The following is an 18,279-nucleotide window of genomic DNA, read 5'->3' on the forward strand; positions in this document are numbered from 1 at the left end:
CCACATTATAAGCCCCCTTTGAAAAGCGTACAATCAGCTCCGCTTACTTTCCGCTATTGTTCTGAACAACTTCCGTTATTTTTTTATCGATATTGGCAACTGTGACATCCAGATCCTGTTGGCCAAGGAGATACATCTCCGCTTCTGGAATAACGTTGTTCTTAGCTTCATCTGCATATTTAGCCGGAACCTGCGTTGCACCAGGTGTCGAGTTCTCCATCGTATATTTCAGAGAATCGACATCAATCTTAGAGGAATCCTTAGAACCACTCACAATTGTATCCACTAATTTATTCGTATCCGATTTGGCCCAGCCAGAGAAAACGCGTCCACCGATTTCCAGTCCTTCTGAGGTATACCAGCGCACAAAGGTATAGGCAGCCTCCTTATGCTTGGATTTAGCGGCTATTCCCATGTAGGTCGGCTGTACGGGTGAGTAATGTTTGCTCTCACTGTCAAGACGGGGGATCGGCGCAAACGCGGTAACAAAGGTTGCCGGAATGGCATCCGTTCCACCCGATTCCGCAACCATCCAGTCGCCCATCGGAAGCATCGCTGCTAAACCGTTAAAATACTGATTCCGGTAGGCTAGTTTTTGCGAAATAATATCCTCATAAGGAGTGGCACTCTTATCTTCGTACATCATTTTCTTCATCATCTGCAGATTAGCCTTAAATTGCGGGTCAAGTGCATTGGAGGTTCCATCAGCTTTTAGAAAAGTATTATCCGTAGACTTGCTCATCAGCTGGAGCTGGAAATAATCCGGCCAATTATGCAGATACGCACCAAAACGTTTCGTTGCGCCCTCACCCTTGGTCAATTTCTTGGCATACTCTTCGAAATCCGCCCATGTCCAGTCGGTCGGAACCGGAAGGCCCGCCTCATCTAACATTTTTTTGTTAAGGAGCACGAACCAGCGCTGCATGGAAGACGGTAATGCATAGATTTTGCCATTGACCGTAGTGTCCACCAGATATTCATCTGCGAGTTTATAACCTTCCTTCTGAATATAGTCATCCATCGGTTCCAACAAACCGATATCTGCACGCTGTGAATAGTTGGTATAAGGCAGTTCGACAATATCCAGCGGATCGCTCGCAGCCGCCATCAAATCCAGCTTCTGCATAGAGGCAACCGAATCACCTTTTTCGTTCAGCAAATCTACTTCCACATGAATATCGGGATGCGTCTTCTCAAACTCCGCGATAATCGTGCTCCATTTCGCTTTGGCTTCTGTCTGCCAGGTGCTCAGCTTCAGGGTAACCTTCTCTGCTGCAGGCTTTGAATTTCCACCAGCATCGGGTGCATTAGTCGCTCCTGCATTATTGGTTTTCGCATTTCCGCCGCAAGCGGCCAATGATAACGCCATCGATGTGATGATGAATGCAGATAATAATTTCTTTTTCATATAGACCCTCCTATAAATGTGTTGGGCATCACTTGCTTAACAACCAGTGACTATGTAACTGCTTACAAGAACATCCTAACATGCAGGATTGACGAGGAAAGTTCTCATATTCTACCGAAGAGAAACTATTTTGACTTTTATTATCCTTTCACACCTCCGAGGGCAATTCCCTCAATAACCTGCTTCTGTCCGAGTGCAAAAATGATGAGCAACGGCAGGATTGCAGATACCGCACCAGCCATCATGAGTGAATAGACATCCCCGTATTGGTCCCCGAACAACCGGATCCCCAGCTGAATCGTAAACAGCTCCTTGGATTTCAAAAAAATGAGTGGATATTGATAGTCGTTCCAGGTCCAAATAAAGCGCAAAATAGCATAAGTAGCTACAGCGGGACGGATCAGCGGAAAGGCAATCTGTAGAAAAGAGCGAAAATGCCCTGCTCCATCCATCCGCGCCGATTCAAGATACTCGTTGTTTACCCCCATAAAAAATTGCTTGAGCATAAACGCTCCAATAATACTAAAGCTGTTAATCAGGATTAATCCCAAATGTGTGTCAATCAAATTCAGCCAGTTAAACAGTAGAAACTGTGGAACCAACGAAGCCTGCGGAGGAACCATATAAAGTGCCAATACAACTATAAACATCGCATCCCTGCCCGGAAAACGCAGCTTGGAGAACCCATAAGCAGCAAGTGCGCATATCAGCACATTAATTATAGTCGTAGCCAGCGTAATATAAATGGAATTTCCATAATAGCGAGCGAAGTCACCCGACCATACCTGTTTATAATTTTCAATGAGGTTCCACTGCTGTGGCAACCATTGAATCGGAAAGTTAAACACATCTTTCTCCAGCTTAAAGGAAGTGGATAACATCCATAGGAACGGTAAAAGAAATGCGATACCTAGCAGTCCCATGGCGATGGTCCAGAAGGTTCTGGATAGAAGCTCTTTTTTCACTGTAATTTCTCCTTTCCGCCTTTAATAGTTGACCCATTTTTTTTGCGCCAACATCTGCAAGGCTGTAATGATCAGGCAAATAAGGAACAGAACGAGTGCCATGCTAGAGGCGTAACCTGTCTTCAGCTGATTGAAGGCTGTATCATATAACTCGTAGACGATAACGGTCGTGGAGTTAGCCGGTCCACCCTGGGTCAATACTTGTATCAGATCAAAGATTTTAAATGAGCCGATAACCCCTGTTACCAGCAGGAAAAAGGTAGTTGGCGAAATGCAGGGAACCGTGATGTTGCGGAATTTGCGCCAGACGTTGGCACCATCAATATCAGCCGCTTCATAAAGATCCTTAGGAATACTCTGTAAACCTGCAATAAAAATAATAATGTTGTAACCGAGCTGAATCCAAACTTGAATCAACATCAGCGACGGCAGAGCATAATGGATATCCGCTAACCATTTGGGTGGGTTGTTCCACCCCAGTGACATCAGGAATTGATTGACGGGTCCCAGTGAAGGGTGAAACATAACCTGCCAAACCATAGCGATGGCTACTACACTGGAGATATAAGGAAGGAAATAAATCACTTTAAACAAATCCTTCAGAAAAACCTGTTTATCAATCAGGATAGCCAGCAGCAGGGCAACGATGATCGTAACCGGTACTGTGATAATAAAGAGCAAATTGTTCAGCAAGCTTTTCATAAAAGCATCATCATGAAACAGCCTGATGAAATTATCCACGCCCGCGAACTTAATCCCCCCTAACCCAGCCACAAAGTTCCAGTCCGTGAAGCTTAACAGCAGTGAGCCCAGCACCGGGATCAACGTCAAGATGATCAGCCCAAGCATAAGCGGAGCAACGAATAGATATCCTGCCATCGCTTCGCGTGTGTCCATGTTAAGATGAAACCTTTTTTTGCGTATCATAGTTCTCCTCCTTTACTTATCCATAATTGTAGAAAAAGTAAGCAGTCTTCATAAGAACTAGAATTGTTCATTTTGGAACGAATTTTACCGATCCAGCAGTTTTATATTCCTTTTGCACAACGCAAAAAAAGCGCGAGCCAAGCTCCCGCAGTAAACAAAATCCATATTGAGTTTTACATAAAGCAATCGCGTTATACCGGCGTAACCTCTACAGCACCTTTTCCATCAACGCCCGCACTATTCAGCTTTTTCCGAAAAATCATAAACAAAACCACACCCATCACACTCGTTATTACCTCAGTCACAGTCATCGACCAAATCACACCATGCAGGCCAAAAATAGAATGCAATACGATAATCATCGGTATAAATAATACACCTTGGCTTATCGCCATAATAGTAGTGGGTGTGCCTTGCCCTGTTGCTTGAAAAATGCTCATAAATAATCCGGTAAATCCATTAAATAAAGCGGAGATCAGCATAGCTGCCAAAATATAAGTTCCCATGCTTAACACAGAAGGATCGCCTGAGAACCAATGAAGAATCGTTCCTCTAAACACATATACTAGACTTACAAAAACAACTGCAATGCTGCCTATATATGCAAAAGCGTATTTGATGCTGGATTTAAGTCTCTCCGTATTTTTACTAGCAAAGTTAAAAGCAAATAGCGGAATCAATCCCAAAAATAAACCCATCGATAAAAATTCTGGAATCTGCACAATTCTTAAAGCCACACCAAATCCGGCGACCACACTCTCCCCATATTGAATGGAATAGTTATTTAACAAAAGCGTGCTGACAATTAAAAAACTGGCTTGCAATAGCTCGGCTGTACCTATTTTATAAACCTCAAGCTGATCTCGTACAGATATCTTGAAATGCTTCAAAAATCCTCTTAAATGCTCACTTTTCGTTTCCAAAAAGTAAATATAATAAATGGCAGAACCCAAATTTGCTAAAACCATAGCCAAAGCAGCTCCGGCAACATGCCAATTCAGCACGAGAATAAATAAAGGATCAAAAATCAAACTTAAAGCCGTACTGATAAAAATACCATACATCGATTCCTTCGAGGCACCTTCCGAACGGACCAGTTGTTCCAAAGCAAAATTAAGCACAACAGCAAATCCGCCTGCAAAAAGAGTGAGCACATAAGACTTCGTAAAGTCTAAGGTAGCAGCATCTGCACCAAGCATTCGCGTGATCGGATTTATAGCTAACCAAGCGATGAGCGCGATAAGAAGCCCCACTACAATACTCCCGTAAAAAGTATATCCGGCAACCTTTTTCCCTTTTTCCATCTCTTTTTGCCCCGCCAAGCGAGTTATAAATGTTCCTCCGCCTACCCCCAGCACATTTCCAAAAGCCATTAAAACGGTAAAAATAGGCAGGCCCAGCGTGATTGCGGTCAGCATACTGGTATTGTGTAATAAGCCGATGAAGTAAGCATTGATTACATTATAAATAGTACCCACAGACATCCCAATCATCATGGGAATCGATAAATGAGCGATCGCTTTTTTCATGGGCGCCGACTCTAAATAATATTGATTTGAGAACTCATTTGTCATAAGTGAACCTCCGAACGTTTATAAACTTGAACTAACTTTTTGAAGTAACGACTTTAGGGTTGCAGTTTCTTCCGGACTAAGCGCCTTAGTAATGCTTGCTTCTACCTCAGAGAAAATCTCATTGAACTCTTCCACTAAAAGAGCACCTTTTTCCAATACAAAAATACTCTTTTGACGTTCATCATTTTCAGGAGTGACACGCTGGATATACCCTTTCTTCTCCAACCCCTGAAGCATACTGGTAATGCTCGCCCCCTTCCTGTTAAAGACCTCCGCTAAATCCTTCTGAATAACCCCTTCTTCTTGATTCTCAAAAATATAGCCGATCATGCGGCCTTGTTGTGAGTTCAGACCTAACTCATTTAACCTGGTGTCAGCTGTACCTTTTATTTTCATCCCAATCTCTCGTATTAAATTAGAAAATGGTGTGTCTACCATGGGTTTGTTCATTGTTATTTCCTCCTCTTGCGGATTAGTTAGAACTCTAAGTAACATCATTATCATAATAGATAGAACTCTAACTGTCAAGGTTCTAACTAAATACAAAAACTCCTCTCCAGCACTTGTCGAGTAGACAGGTACTGAAGAGGAGTTTATAGAGAGAATTACATCACAAGTTCTTCTAGGTTTCCAAATAAGACTTTTGTTGATTTCAGCTTGGATTCATTGCCGACAACTGTGAAATAATTTTGTTCCGTCACAGCCTTAAGCAAATCGGCATACTGTCTGATGTCTTCCGGTGTGGTCGACAAGATTTCATCCCGTTCCTGCTGCAGCTCGGCCCCAGTAACCTGTTCAAAATAATGCCGGTCCGCCCGCCGTCCCTGAGCGCTTGGGCTCAGCGGCTGGTCCAACATGGACAGGGTGCCGATAATTGCTTTGGTCATCTCGTCGGCATCCGCTTCATATCCTTCGGTGAATCGGTACGCCTGATCATAAACCTCCAGCGTCTCCTGCAAATTGGGATCACGGTAGGAAGTGAACATCAATATCCCATCTCTGCGCAGCATCAGGCTGCCGCCATAAGCTCCGCCCTTCACGCGCACGGCATTCCACAGATAGGTGAGGCTCATGATTTTTTTGAGCACCTGCATTTTGCCGGAATACGTAAATCCTAGCTTGTTGAAGTCGTAGCCTTTAACCACATATTGCACCTGGCTGGAAGACATAAAACCTTCATTATCCGCATGCCCCTGCGCCGTAATCTTAGGTTTATTCACCACTGGCTGATCCTGAATATCCAGCTTCGCTACATTAGCGGCGAATTCTTCATACAAATCAGGGGTACCCGTCACGCTGATGATCAAATTCTGTTTATTGAATAAAACCGTACAGATATCCTTCAGCGTGTTTGCCACCTCTGCTCCCTGCTGATCGATCTTCTCGGCAAGCTCACGGATAAAGCGGTAATAGGCCACGCCACCCTGTTGCTCCTGATACGCTCCCATGTCCGAAAAATAAGACATCAGGCGGCTGGCCGCGATTTCATTACCTTTTTGATTCAGGACTGATTCCATCTGTGAGGCTTCCCGCCGGACGATTTCCTCTAGCTTCGTCAAGTTATCGAGCGCGCTGGTATAGAGCATCTCACGCAGCAGATCCAGCGATTCGCCAATATGCCCCGCCATCACCTTAACCTGCGCAGTGAATTTAGGCTGATAACTGGCCCCAGTATCTTTTGCAGCGCCAAAGATCTCATTTTTGAAATGAATGCCTCCGGTTTTGATCCCAATTTCACTAGTGAGCTCTTCAATGCTGTAAGAAGCTGTCTCCATTTGGCCCAATACCTCTGCCAGCAGCACAAGATAAGGAATTTGCTCAGGAGCCACAACACTCGTATCCCAATAAAACTTGCAGTACGCAATCTTTTGAGTAGATACGTCATGGTGGATCAGCTTTAGACCCTCAAGGTTATATTCATGGGATGGCACCTGAGGTTCAGCACTGCGGTTAATGTCCTGTAGAGATAAACTTGGCAGCTTCTGCAAATCCTCGGCTGCATCTGCACGACCTTGCCGCGCCAGAAGATGCTGTGTACTCTGCACAAGCTGCTCCAGCTGGTCTGGTTGCTGTGATGATTTGTATTCACTTAATTGACGCTGGGTGCTCGCTTCCTTGTCGGCTGCAATCGTCTTGGACGGGTTCAGCACCACCAGACTGCAATGATCACTGTTCAGTAAGTAGACCTCAATCAGCTTCTCAAAATAACGATCCGTTATCTTTTCCCGAATGGTAGTGAATACCTCTTCATAAAGCATATGAGTAGACGGCTGACCGTCATAGAGCCAGGACTTCATCACTTCGATATTGTAAGTAAGTCCCTTTGGATATCGGCTAAAGTCCGCTTCCCGCAGCTCAAATTCCTTGCTGTTGACCGCCGCCAGCACCAGCTTCTCATCCAGCCCGTTCTTAACCAAGCTGCTTAATGTGGTCTTCACCAGCTCCACGAAGGCATCTTTGGCGGAGGCGTTCGAATGTGTCAGGGTAATGCCAAGCAGCGGCTGAACCATACTGTCGGAATAAAAAGCAAAGGCATCTTTACCCAGACCGCTTTCCAGCAGGGCTTGCTTAAGCGGAGCTGCATTGCTGTCCATCAGCATGCTTTTCAAAATATCAAAAGCCAGATTCAGTTCCCGATCCGTAGAGGTTCCAATTACATAGTTCAGACTCAAATAAGTTTTGTCGTCGGCCGTTTCTGCTTCCAGAATCGGATAATCCGCTACCAGCTCCGTCATTCCGGTAGGCTGTTGTAGGGGAATGGAGGTATCAAAGCTGTTTTTTTCATAACGGCTAAGGTATTCCTGGTCTATAAATTGCAGCTTCTCTTCAATAGAGACGTCTCCGTACAGATAAAAATAACTGTTGGACGGATGATAATAATTGCTGTGCGCCTCAAGGAATTGCTCATACGTAAGCGCAGGAATCTCCTGCGGATCTCCACCTGAAGAATGACGGTAAATCGTGTCTGGATACAACGACTTTTTGATCCTGTCCATCAGTACCGTAAACGGCGAGGAATAGGAACCCTTCATCTCGTTGTAAACCACGCCTTTATAGATCAGCTCAGCTTCTGTTTGCTGAAGCTCGTAATGCCAGCCCTCTTGCTCAAAAATCTCCTTTTGCTTATAAATATTCGGCTGAAAAACACTATCCAGGTAGACCTCCATCAGATTGGAGAAATCCTGCTCATTCCGGCTCGCCACCGGATACATCGTCTTATCCCCAAACGTAAATGCGTTCAGGAATGTCTGCATCGAACCCTTTAGCAATTCTACAAAAGGTTCCTTCACCGGATATTTCTCCGAACCACATAATACAGAATGCTCCAAAATATGAAAGACCCCTGTACTATCTTCAGGCGGGGTCCTGAAGCTCACGCTGAATACCTTGTTGTCATCCTGATTCTGCACGAAAAGCAGCCTGGCGCCGCTCTTCAGATGTTCCATCGTGAATACGGCGGAATCGATCTCCCGGATAAATTCCTCATTAACGACCTGAAATCCATAATATATATTGCCTGTGATCAAGCGGCTCATAGATTTGCCTCCTCTGCACTGGATGTGATAACTCTATCTGAAGCTTATCATATCCCTGGACGTTTATTCCATTAATAGAAGGCTTCCGGGATTAATTTCTGCAGTCTGACTAAAATTGCCGCTGCCTGCTCACGCACCAGAATCTGCTTTGGATCGAAGCGGCCCCCGCTGCCGGTCATTACTTCATGTTCATTCACGCCCTGAATCGCCTGGCGGCTCGCCTCTGACAAACTGGAAGTATCGGCAAACTTCACACGGTCCGGGCTGCCGTACGTAGACAACCGGGCGGCTTTGGTTACCATAACCGCCGCTTCTTCCCGCGTAATACCGCGGTCCGGCTCGAACTTACCGGTTGGAGAGCTGATAATGCCCAGCTCCTCAGCCTTGGCGATGGTACGGCTGTACCATTTGTCCGCCGGAACATCCTTAAAGCTAGAAGTGGCCTTGGCATCGGGGAACTCATGCAATAGCCGCAGCAGCAGGGTCAGAAATTCAGCCCGGGTCAGCTTCTGCTTAGGAGCCAGCACATTTCCGCTGGCACTCACGCCCTGAATATATCCGCTGCTGAGCGCTGTTGCGATATCCAAACGTGCCCAAGCTGCGACTTTATTGGCATCCGTAAAGCTGGCCAATTCCGGGGAAGAGACATGCAGCGCAAACGTCCGTTTGGAAAGTGCTGGAGCGGCATCTTTACGGTATTTGGTGACTTGCACAGGATAGACACCGGGCTTCATGCCGGCAAATGACACCTTTCCCGTGCTGTCAGCCACTACGCTTTTTCCTTGAAGTGTCACAGTAGCGCCGAAAGCCGGAAGACCGCCCAGCTGACCGTTTGACTTGGTGATATGGAGGGAAAACGGCATATTGGCGCTTGCGTATCCACCCATTTCCTGGCCATTTTTATCTTTCCATTTCACTTCCATCCGGTCAAGCAGTTCTGTATCGTCCGCGTAGTAAACAAGCAGCTGATCCCCATTGCCTATCGTCAGTCTGTACGGGCTATTCTCAGGATACATCCATGCACTGCCCCCGCTGAATACAGCAATCTTCCATTCTCCGCGTCCATTGTATCGCCCGTTCTGAATCCCCTCGATAGCTGTGAAGGCAGGTTTAGCTGCATCCGCATTCAGCTTATACGCCAGACCCTTCGCCTGTAAAAAAGCTGCCGCTGCCTTCACAGCATCTCCGCCAACAATATGCCCCCCGGCAACGGTGCCACCGGGTCCTTCGACCTGAATTGTTGCCCGGTCAAGTCCAGCATGATGCAGTCCGCTATACAGCATGCCAGCCTGCTTGGACAGCAGCTTATAGGAAGTCAGGGCAAGATAGGCTTGCACAGTTGCGGGACTATCGTTTCCTCCGCCTGCTGTCTGCGCAAAGCCGCCACCCGGGAGCTTCCGCGCCAGCAAATGGTCCAGCAGCGAGGCTCCGCCTTCCTTGGTGAAATCTGCTGCATCGACTCCCTGCGAGGATAAAGCAACAATCACCTGCGCTGTCGTCGCAGTTTTACCATCGAACCCTCCGTCTAGCTGCTGCTTGCTCTTAAGCCACAACAAAGCCTTCTCGATCGGCTGCGCTGTTTGTTCTGAACTCACTTCCGAAGCAAGTGCGGTTAGTACCCAGGCAGTAGCTACCAGATCTCCTTGCTTCTGCCCGGCCAGCGGCCAACTACCGTCCGCTAGCTGCATATCAAGCAGCTGATAAAACAACAAATCGGGGTAACGGTTTGTCCGCTCCAATGAATTTGAAATGGAATTCTTCGAGGTAATATAGGCGGCTGCTACCGCTGCTGCCCCTTCCGAATCAATTCCGTCATGATTCATCAGGAATGGATAAAGATCAATACCAGCGATGTTGTTGATGTTGCCCCCCGCAGCACTGTAAGCCAGCGCTGTTCGACTTAGCTCTGCCACCTTGGTGAACTTGCCCCGCTGTTCCAGAATCTTATCGGCAGTCTGCTCCAGATATCCCTTGGGCAGACTGCGCCCATTCTTGAAGAAACCTACGGCTGCTTCGTCCGGGAATGGCTGTATCGTCAGCAGCACATTCTGTGCCCCTTCCAAGGCACTCTGCATCTCCGCTGTGAATACCGCGGTTGTCTTTTGTGCCGGAGACGGCTCCGCCATTACCCTGCCACTCAGCAATACAAGCAAAATACATAATGCGGTAAGTGTAACCTTCCTTATAGTCCGGTTTATGGGTGTAGCTCTCATATTCATTCTCCTCCAATGTAGTTTGCTAGAACTTTATAAGTTAGACGCAGCAAACTGGGATTTAGTTCCTGAATATGTTGTAATATGTAGCTTCATCCAGCTATGAATTAAAAAAAGACCGCACTGCTACCCGCTTACACGATAGCCCTACGATCTTTTCAAAACTCTTATTCTACCTGAGCAAACCCCAGCTCACGGTATAATGTCCGCTCCAGATAATCGTGAAGATAGAAGCGGGATTTCACAAAATGCTCCGCCATATCGGATGGCTGGTAACGCTCCAAAGCCGCTTTCATGCGAGGCAAAACGTTCTCACGTCCGCGGCGATTTCGCATGTAATTGTTCAGCAGCGAGTGCCTTTCCGCTTCGTCTCCCGGATAGAGCTCCCAGCGGTAGACATATTTGTGGATCGCCCGCGAACGGTCCGTCGCCGCTTCAAAATCATGCATAATGGCAATCAGCTCTGCTTCATCCTTATGATCCTTCACCTTGTCCAACAGCTTCCAGATAACATCATAATAATCTTCCAGCTGATAATTCCCGAGCTGAGCGTGACCTGTTCTAGGACCGATGCCATGAAACTGCTCCATGAATCGATCGATAAATGTTGCTGAGTCCGCTTTACGGTTCCAGGCCAAATCGGCATGCAGCAGCATCGGATACCACGTCGTTTCAAAGATCCCATAAGGAACACCAAGGCTGAACGGCCCTGTCCAGTTCGTGGCGACGATGCAACCGAGGTCCAGCTTATCCGCTGTCTCCGCCCATTGGAGCAGATTATCCGTCCGGTTCAATAGTACCGGATAATTCTGATGTTCAGCCCAGTCAAAGCTGCGAACCGCCGGGGCTCCCATAACCTCAATGCCTAGTGACCTGAATTTATCCGCAAGAGAAGAAACCTCAGCTTCAATATTACGTCCGTTGTATATCCATATCATCGCCGCACTCCGCTTATCCAGCTTTGCCAGTTCCTCCGGCGGGCATTTGTCCAGCATGTCATGCCAGAAAATCACTTTTTTACCACGGCTGGCTGTAAATTCAATCAAAGTGTTCAAAAAAGCGATAAACGCCCGCTCCCGTACCCCTCCGAACAACGTTTTACAGCGTTCGCATTCACATAAGCTGTACACCTCGTCGCAGCCGAGGTGAATATAACGGGAATCCGGATGAGCATCCATCATCTCCTGTAACAGATCGGTAATCAGCTCGAAGGATTCCGGATGCGATGGACAGATCTCCCCGAGGGATAACTCCGTTTCGCGCAAGTGCCGCCAAGCGTCGTGGCGGAGTACATACTCCAGATGCCCGAAACTCTGCTGCAGCGGAATGATCTCAATAAAATATTCATGGGCTGTGCGTTTCAGTTCCTCTAGCTGTGTGAGGCTTAACGAATGCTGAGGATGCACGAATTCCGGGTACTTCTGGAACGGGAATTTATCTTCGTATTCAATCAGAACTGCATTCGTTTTATACCGGGCAAAATCCGCCAAATACGATAGCAGCAGCTCTGGCTTGGAAAATGTCTGGCGAAGATCAAAGTTCATCGCCCGCAAGGTAGTGTCAGGCCAGTCCGTGATAGACACAGCAGGAACTTCCCCTACTGACTTAAGCAGTTGTAGTAACGTTTGTAGCCCGTAAAACAGACCCGGCGCATCCAGTGCACGGATTACCACCCGGCGCTCCGACACCTCCAGCCTGTACCCTTCCGCCCGGCCGTTAAGCAATTTCAGATCCACTTCATCTGGCTGTGCTCCTTTCGTTTCTGGCTGCGAGAGACTCTGAAGAATAAGTGAATATCCTTTTCCCGAGATAACATGTGTACATTCCAGCTCCGGAAACGAGCGGCGGCAATGAACCACCAGTCTCGGATCATGCTGCTCCATGTAGAGGCTCAGGCTTACATCCTCGCTGAACTCAAAAGCTTCGCCCTCTTTCACTTGGATCTGCTTCGGTTGCGGTATCAAGCTCTGCATCGTTCTCCTCCTAATCTTTGCTGTAATTAATTACTGCAAGCCCTGCTATGACCCTTTTTCCAGCATTCCAGCACGGTAAGTGTCTTGTCTTCATAGCAGAAGCTCACGAGATCGGCAGGCGCTCCAGCCCTAAGCCCTGCCGCCTGCTCCAGCCCCAGCAAAGTAGCCGGATGAGCAGAAGCACAATCCCAGGCTTCATCCAGCCGGGCTAATCCAGCCTCCGCAAGATAGGCCACCTGATCTGGAAGCATCATGGCGGAACCTGCAAGCAGCTGCTGATTGCCAGCCAGATGCAGCCGCCCTTCTGCTGTTAATACAACTTCCCCACCAATGTGCAGGTGATAAGTTCCCGGCGGCATTCCGCTCAGTGATACAGCATCGCTGACCAAGATGGTGCGGCTGCGCTTCATCCGTAGGATTACTTTCAACAGAGCGGGTGGTAAATGTTGGCCATCTGCAATCATACAGCCGTATAGTTCATCCGCCGCCAGCTGCTCCCACAAATAGTTGGGATGACGGGGCAGCGTCAGATGTGTGCCATTGCCGAGATGCGTAGACATCACCGCTCCTGCGGCAACCGCCTCCCTAATCTGCTCGGGGGAAGCTGCTGTATGCCCTATGGAAACAAGGATGCCTGATTCACTGCACCGGGCGATAAATGCAGCGGCGTTTGGCCATTCCGGGGAGACGGTGAGGATACGGATAAGCCCTTCAGCCGCTTCTTGCCAGCGGCATAACATATCCCAATCCGGCGAGCCAATATGTTCCCTTGGATGGGCGCCGCGTGGACCCTCTTCTGGTGACAGAAAGGGACCTTCCAAATGAATTCCTACAATCCCCCCAGCATCTTCCGGATACAGCGAAGCGGCTTCCGCAATGGCGGAGACCGCTTGAGCCAGCGCTTCTTTGCCATTAGTAATCAGAGTTGGACAATAGCTGGTTACCCCGTTTCCTAGCAAAAGTCCGGATAGTTCCAATACCGTGGAAGGCTGTAAAGGCAGCGTGTTGAGATCCAGCCCCCAGCCCCCGTTCACTTGCAGATCCACCAACCCGGGTGCCAGCCAGGGCCAATCGGCCCTGGCTGGACTCTCCGCAAGTTCGGTGACCGAAGTGATTCGCCCCTGCTCGACACTTACCTCAACCGGCCGCCCAGTTTTATAGTGCTTTCCCTTAATTGGCGCGTTCATAAGCCGAAGGCAGCCCGATCCGTGAACATCGTGATCTCCGGATGGGTGCGCAGAATAGTAGCTGGACATGCCGTGCTGATCGAATCATGAAGTGCCGCCTGTAAAGCCTTGCGTTTGGACACTCCCGGTACAATTCCGTACAGGTGACGGCCAGCCAGCAAGGCTGGTACCGTAAGCGTCAGCGCATGGGTTGGCACCTCGTCCAGCGAGGTAAAACAACCGTCATTCACTTGCTGGCGGCGGCAGGCTTCCTCCAGTTCGACCGCTTTGACCAGCTGCGGGTCGGTAAAATTAGCGACTGGCGGATCATTAAACGCGATATGCCCGTTTTCCCCGATCCCGAGGCAAACGATATCAATAGGCGCCTCGCTCAACAAAGCCGAATATCTCTGGCATTCCTGCACCACATCAGCGGCGAGACCATCCAGCAGTTCTACCCGGCCAGGGTTAACCCGACTGTATAGCCGATCTGTCAAAAAACGGCCGAAACGCTGGGGAGCCGAAGCCGCAAGGCCAATGTATTCATCCATATGAAAAGCATTGACCCGGGACCAATCCATCCCCTGCTCCCGCACCAGCCCCTCGTACAGTTCATTTTGCGAAGGTGCGGCAGCAAACACAATTCGGACCTGACGCGCAGAATCTTGAAGCAAAGCTCTAATTTTCTGCGCAACCTGCGATGCCGCCACAGCGCCCATCAGGTTACGATCTTCATAAACCTGAACGGACATCTGCTCCACTCTGTGTGTCTCTAAAGGCTTAATGATGTCATTCATCCCGCTCATCCTTTCCGGGCACCTATTGTCCTTGGCACCAGACAGATTAATTCCCGTTTAACTGAATGTTCTGAACACGGTCGTAAGCTTCCTTATAAGTAGCCAGCAGCTTATCCACGCCGAGATTGTTCATCTCCTCCACATATTTGTCCCAGTCGGCCAGCTTTCGGGAGCCGGTAACAAACTTGGCAAAGCTTTCATCGCGGTGTTTTTGGATCGCCTGGCCGGTTATCGCAATAATTTCATTCTCTTTCTCCGTAAATGCAGGCCGTGGCTGCATCATGGACGGATCATATTTCGTCGCTTCTTCAAAGGCATACTTCAAATTGTCTGAGAACAACGACAGATGTGCACCAAAGTCGATCCAGGTGTACGTTCCGCTAGTCTGAAGTCCTGTCTGCTTCCGCATTTCGATCACATCGTTGTACTCTGGTTTGAACTTGATCGTGTCGCCTTCCTTCACATATGTCTCACCCTCCACGCCCCAGCTGCTGAGCGTACGTCCCTCTTCGGAATAGAAAAAGTCCATATAACTCATCACATCATCGATGTTCTTCGAGGTTGAAGCCACGGTTAGGCCACCTTCCATATAATGAAAATACGGGTTCAGTTGCTTGCCACCGGCAATGCCCGCTGGAGGAGCCATAAACTGCATGTTGAACTCCGGATTTTCCTGCTGCATCGCATTGTTAAAAAAATCGATCCGGCTGATGTAATCAATGGTCACAAACGATTTGCCCGTGGATACCATGTCCTGCCATTGCTTAGTTTGCAGAGATAGAAAGTCGGGCGGAATCAGCCCTTCGTCATAAAATATTTTCCACATACCAACCATTTCCTTGTAACTATCTTCCGTGGGTCCAAAAAGCCACTCTTTTTTATCAAAATCATAATAAGCCCCTTCACCCGTCCCGTAATTCACAGTCATATTGGCATTCATTTCATCCGGAATTTGTCCGTAGCGGATCGAAAGCGGATAGCTGTCCGGATATTTCGCCTTCAAGGTTTTTAGAGTTGTATGCAGCTCCTCATATGTGGCTGGTGCCTGGATTCCTTCTTTGTCAAAAATGTCTTTACGGTATAACCAGATCATGCGGTTCGTCTCGCCAAAGCCCTGATTCGGGAACATATACATTTTGCCATCAGCAGACAGTGCAGCCTTCGCTTCCTGTGGATACTGCTTTACCCAGGCGGTCAGATTCGGCATTTTGTCCATATACTCCATCAAATCCACCAACGCACCCTGTTGCCCGAATTTATTCGATTCTTTGCGGTTAGGCATATACATCAGATCCGGCATTGCCTTCGAGGCAATCGCCAGGTTCAAGCTCTCTTCAAGCTTTCCGGAAGGGGTCTGTACCTCGAGTGTGACACCGGTTTTCTCCTTCAACCAGCTCCAAATAGGCCAGCTTTTCGAATAAGGGAACGTAGCATTGTTGTCTAAGAGCGCAGTGAAGGTTTTTTCCGTTTTGGACGAATCAGCAGGTGAAGCGGTACTGCTGCCCTGAGTATTACTCTGCGGCGAGGTGTCATTGCCCCCTCCGCTGCAGCCAGTTACTACGGTTGCTGCAATCATCAGTGGCAGCAGTACAGATTTCCATTTATTCATTACGATCTCTCCCTTATGCTGAATTTTTGACGGTTCCACCCGCCTATCCCTTAACCGCGCCAATCATGGCCCCCTTAACGAAATACTTCTGTACAAATGGATACACAATCAGAATCGGAAGCGTCGAGACCATAATCGTCGCGTACTTCAGCGATTCTTCTATCACCATGTTGTCACCTCCAATGCTAGTAACATCCCCTGAGCTAGCACTGCCAGCCAGCACCAGATTGCGCAGCAGTACTTGCAGCGGGAACAAATCCGGTGAGCGCAGGTAGAGCAGCGGGTAAATAAAGTTATTCCACATGCCAACCGCGTAAAAGAGCGCTATGGTGGCGAAGGAAGCCTTGGAAAGCGGAACAATAATACGGATAAATATGCCGATATCATTCAGTCCGTCGATGCGGCCAGACTCCTCCAGCTCTTTAGGAATGCCGGAGAAAAAGGTCCGCATCAGAATCAGATTCCAAGTGCTGACCGCACCCGGCAGCACCATGCCCCAAACGGTATCGACCATATCCAGGGAGCGAACCACGAGGAACGTGGGAATCATTCCTCCGCTGAAAAACATCGTCACCACAATCAACAGGGTGAAGCTCTTGCGCAGCGCCATATCACTGCGTGAGAGTGCATAGGCACCCGTGGAGGTGACCACCAGCGAGATAAGGGTGCCAAGCACGGTGTAAATGAGTGTATTTTTGTAAGCCACCCAGATTTGCGAATCTCCGAGTACAAGCTTATACATATTCAGGTTAAATCCCTTAGGCCAAAAAGAAACGGTATTCTTCATGACATGCACATCACTACTGAGAGAGACAGCGAGCATATGCAGGAACGGATAAAGCGTGACCACCACAACCACGAGAAGGATAAAAGTGCTCACGACATTAAACCAGGATAAACGGGGTGATCTCATCACCACACCTCTTTTCTACCATAAACTTGTCTCGCTTACACGGCGGCTGATGTAATTTGCTGTATAGATGAAGATCAAGCTAATCACGCCCATAAAAAGATCAATAGAAGCGCCATAGCTGAAGTTCCCCTGCACCATACCCACCCTATAGACATAAGTACTGATAATATCCGCTGTGTCGTAGATCGCCGGATTCTGCATCAGGAACACCTTCTCGAAGCCAATCTCGAGTACTTTACCGATATTAAGAATCAAGGTGATCACGATGGCGGGTGAAATGCCGGGCAAGGTGACATGCCATATTTTACGCATGCGGCTGGCTCCGTCCATATCAGCAGCTTCATACAGCTGCGGGTCGATAGCGGTCAACGCGGCCAAGTAGATAATAGTCTCCCAGCCGATATGCTGCCAGATCTCCGACAGGACATAAATACCGCGGAACAATCCAGGTTCATTCATGAAATTGATCGGTCCAATCCCTATGGCACCAAGCAGATTATTAATCAGCCCTCCGGTTGGGGATAAAAACATGATCACCATACTGGCTACAATGACATTTGAGATAAAATGTGGAAGATAGCTGACGGTCTGCACAACTCGTTTGAAAGCAGCCTTGCGCACCTCATTAAGCAGAATCGCCAGTAGAATGGGTGCCGGGAAGCCAAAAAACAGCTTATATAAACCAAGCAGAAAAGTGTTTTTCATCAGCGGCCAAAAATCGGGATTCTCTATAAACATCCTGTAATATTTGAGTCCCACCCAATCACTGGCCCAAATCCCTTTAAAAAGATTGTAATCCTTGAAAGTGATAACTAATCCAAACATCGGTGCATAGCGGAAGATCAAATAATACAACAGGCACGGCAGGAACAGCAGCCAGAGCGCCTTGTTTTTATTCCAAGTTCGAAGGATTCCCGCTTTGTGGCGTTGAGGTCGTTGGGGTCGCCGGTGCACTTTCTTTCGCATTTTGTCCTGCACTACGCTAGCTTGAGCCATATGCATGTCTCCTCTTGTTAAAATGATCATAAATCATATAGATGTCAGATTACTTCCCCCTTTTTCCTGGGATTTGTCTCCGAATTATAGCTGCATTTCTTTGGAAAGCGCTATCTACATGTTATATAACATTTCGCCTTAACTGCGGATTTCCATAGAATAGCGTACAAATCAGCAAAATTGCATATTGTTGGTGTTAGCT

13 protein-coding genes are annotated in these 18,279 nt (G+C 48.0%); all 13 read right to left on the reverse strand.

The window, feature by feature from the left end:
• Positions 1–43: 43 nt before the first annotated feature.
• Positions 44–1,408 (reverse strand): ABC transporter substrate-binding protein, encoded by a 1,365-nt coding sequence (locus MHB56_RS06615; RefSeq protein WP_341143404.1) that lies wholly within the window; start codon positions 1,406–1,408, stop codon positions 44–46.
• A gap of 140 nt (positions 1,409–1,548) precedes the next feature.
• On the reverse strand, positions 1,549–2,331 hold the full coding sequence (locus MHB56_RS06620) for a carbohydrate ABC transporter permease (RefSeq protein ID WP_052097522.1): 783 nt from the start codon (positions 2,329–2,331) through the stop codon (positions 1,549–1,551).
• A gap of 63 nt (positions 2,332–2,394) precedes the next feature.
• On the reverse strand, positions 2,395–3,300 hold the full coding sequence (locus MHB56_RS06625) for a carbohydrate ABC transporter permease (RefSeq protein ID WP_036683142.1): 906 nt from the start codon (positions 3,298–3,300) through the stop codon (positions 2,395–2,397).
• Positions 3,301–3,491: 191 nt separating this feature from the next.
• Complete coding sequence (locus tag MHB56_RS06630; protein WP_076186925.1) at positions 3,492–4,874, reverse strand: MATE family efflux transporter; 1,383 nt, start codon at positions 4,872–4,874, stop codon at positions 3,492–3,494.
• Positions 4,875–4,892: 18 nt separating this feature from the next.
• Positions 4,893–5,324 (reverse strand): MarR family winged helix-turn-helix transcriptional regulator, encoded by a 432-nt coding sequence (locus tag MHB56_RS06635; protein WP_341143405.1) that lies wholly within the window; start codon positions 5,322–5,324, stop codon positions 4,893–4,895.
• 155 nt (positions 5,325–5,479) lie between these two features.
• Positions 5,480–8,410, reverse strand: coding sequence for an insulinase family protein (locus tag MHB56_RS06640; RefSeq protein ID WP_341143406.1), 2,931 nt, complete (start codon positions 8,408–8,410; stop codon positions 5,480–5,482).
• Positions 8,411–8,481: 71 nt separating this feature from the next.
• The gene (locus MHB56_RS06645) at positions 8,482–10,623 is read right to left on the reverse strand and encodes an S-layer homology domain-containing protein (protein ID WP_341143407.1); all 2,142 of its coding nucleotides are present in this window, start codon (positions 10,621–10,623) and stop codon (positions 8,482–8,484) included.
• Between the two features lie 167 nt (positions 10,624–10,790).
• A complete protein-coding gene (locus MHB56_RS06650) occupies positions 10,791–12,596 on the reverse strand; it encodes a DUF4838 domain-containing protein (RefSeq protein ID WP_341143408.1) in 1,806 nt (601 codons plus the stop codon).
• Positions 12,597–12,622: 26 nt separating this feature from the next.
• Positions 12,623–13,783, reverse strand: coding sequence for an N-acetylglucosamine-6-phosphate deacetylase (locus MHB56_RS06655; RefSeq protein WP_340920046.1), 1,161 nt, complete (start codon positions 13,781–13,783; stop codon positions 12,623–12,625).
• A complete protein-coding gene (locus tag MHB56_RS06660; protein WP_341143409.1) occupies positions 13,780–14,559 on the reverse strand; it encodes a glucosamine-6-phosphate deaminase in 780 nt (259 codons plus the stop codon). Before MHB56_RS06660 ends, MHB56_RS06655 begins: the two co-directional genes overlap by 4 nt.
• 46 nt (positions 14,560–14,605) lie before the next feature.
• Positions 14,606–16,168: an extracellular solute-binding protein gene (locus MHB56_RS06665; protein WP_339244407.1), complete on the reverse strand. Its 1,563-nt coding sequence runs from the start codon at positions 16,166–16,168 to the stop codon at positions 14,606–14,608.
• A gap of 43 nt (positions 16,169–16,211) precedes the next feature.
• Positions 16,212–17,081 carry a carbohydrate ABC transporter permease gene (locus tag MHB56_RS06670; RefSeq protein ID WP_076147925.1) on the reverse strand — a complete coding sequence of 290 codons (870 nt, stop codon included), beginning with the start codon at positions 17,079–17,081 and terminating at the stop codon, positions 16,212–16,214.
• Positions 17,082–17,096: 15 nt separating this feature from the next.
• Positions 17,097–18,077, reverse strand: a complete 981-nt coding sequence (locus MHB56_RS06675) for an ABC transporter permease (RefSeq protein ID WP_081386549.1) — start codon at positions 18,075–18,077, stop codon at positions 17,097–17,099.
• Between the last annotated feature and the right edge of the window lie 202 nt (positions 18,078–18,279).

The organism is Paenibacillus sp. FSL H8-0315 (genome assembly GCF_038005365.1).
GTDB classification, from domain to species: Bacteria; Bacillota; Bacilli; order Paenibacillales; family Paenibacillaceae; genus Paenibacillus_AQ; species Paenibacillus_AQ odorifer.

Excerpts from the sequence above, each read along its gene's own strand:
- MHB56_RS06615 (WP_341143404.1), bottom strand. The coding sequence starts at position 1,408 with ATGAAAAAGAAATTATTATCTGCATTCATCATCACATCGATGGCGTTA.
- MHB56_RS06620 (WP_052097522.1), bottom strand. The coding sequence starts at position 2,331 with ATGGGACTGCTAGGTATCGCATTTCTTTTACCGTTCCTATGGATGTTA.
- MHB56_RS06625 (WP_036683142.1), bottom strand. The coding sequence starts at position 3,300 with ATGATACGCAAAAAAAGGTTTCATCTTAACATGGACACACGCGAAGCG.
- MHB56_RS06630 (WP_076186925.1), bottom strand. The coding sequence starts at position 4,874 with ATGACAAATGAGTTCTCAAATCAATATTATTTAGAGTCGGCGCCCATG.
- MHB56_RS06635 (WP_341143405.1), bottom strand. The coding sequence starts at position 5,324 with ATGAACAAACCCATGGTAGACACACCATTTTCTAATTTAATACGAGAG.
- MHB56_RS06640 (WP_341143406.1), bottom strand. The coding sequence starts at position 8,410 with ATGAGCCGCTTGATCACAGGCAATATATATTATGGATTTCAGGTCGTT.
- MHB56_RS06645 (WP_341143407.1), bottom strand. The coding sequence starts at position 10,623 with ATGAGAGCTACACCCATAAACCGGACTATAAGGAAGGTTACACTTACC.
- MHB56_RS06650 (WP_341143408.1), bottom strand. The coding sequence starts at position 12,596 with ATGCAGAGCTTGATACCGCAACCGAAGCAGATCCAAGTGAAAGAGGGC.
- MHB56_RS06655 (WP_340920046.1), bottom strand. The coding sequence starts at position 13,783 with ATGAACGCGCCAATTAAGGGAAAGCACTATAAAACTGGGCGGCCGGTT.
- MHB56_RS06660 (WP_341143409.1), bottom strand. The coding sequence starts at position 14,559 with ATGAATGACATCATTAAGCCTTTAGAGACACACAGAGTGGAGCAGATG.
- MHB56_RS06665 (WP_339244407.1), bottom strand. The coding sequence starts at position 16,168 with ATGAATAAATGGAAATCTGTACTGCTGCCACTGATGATTGCAGCAACC.
- MHB56_RS06670 (WP_076147925.1), bottom strand. The coding sequence starts at position 17,081 with ATGAGATCACCCCGTTTATCCTGGTTTAATGTCGTGAGCACTTTTATC.
- MHB56_RS06675 (WP_081386549.1), bottom strand. The coding sequence starts at position 18,077 with ATGGCTCAAGCTAGCGTAGTGCAGGACAAAATGCGAAAGAAAGTGCAC.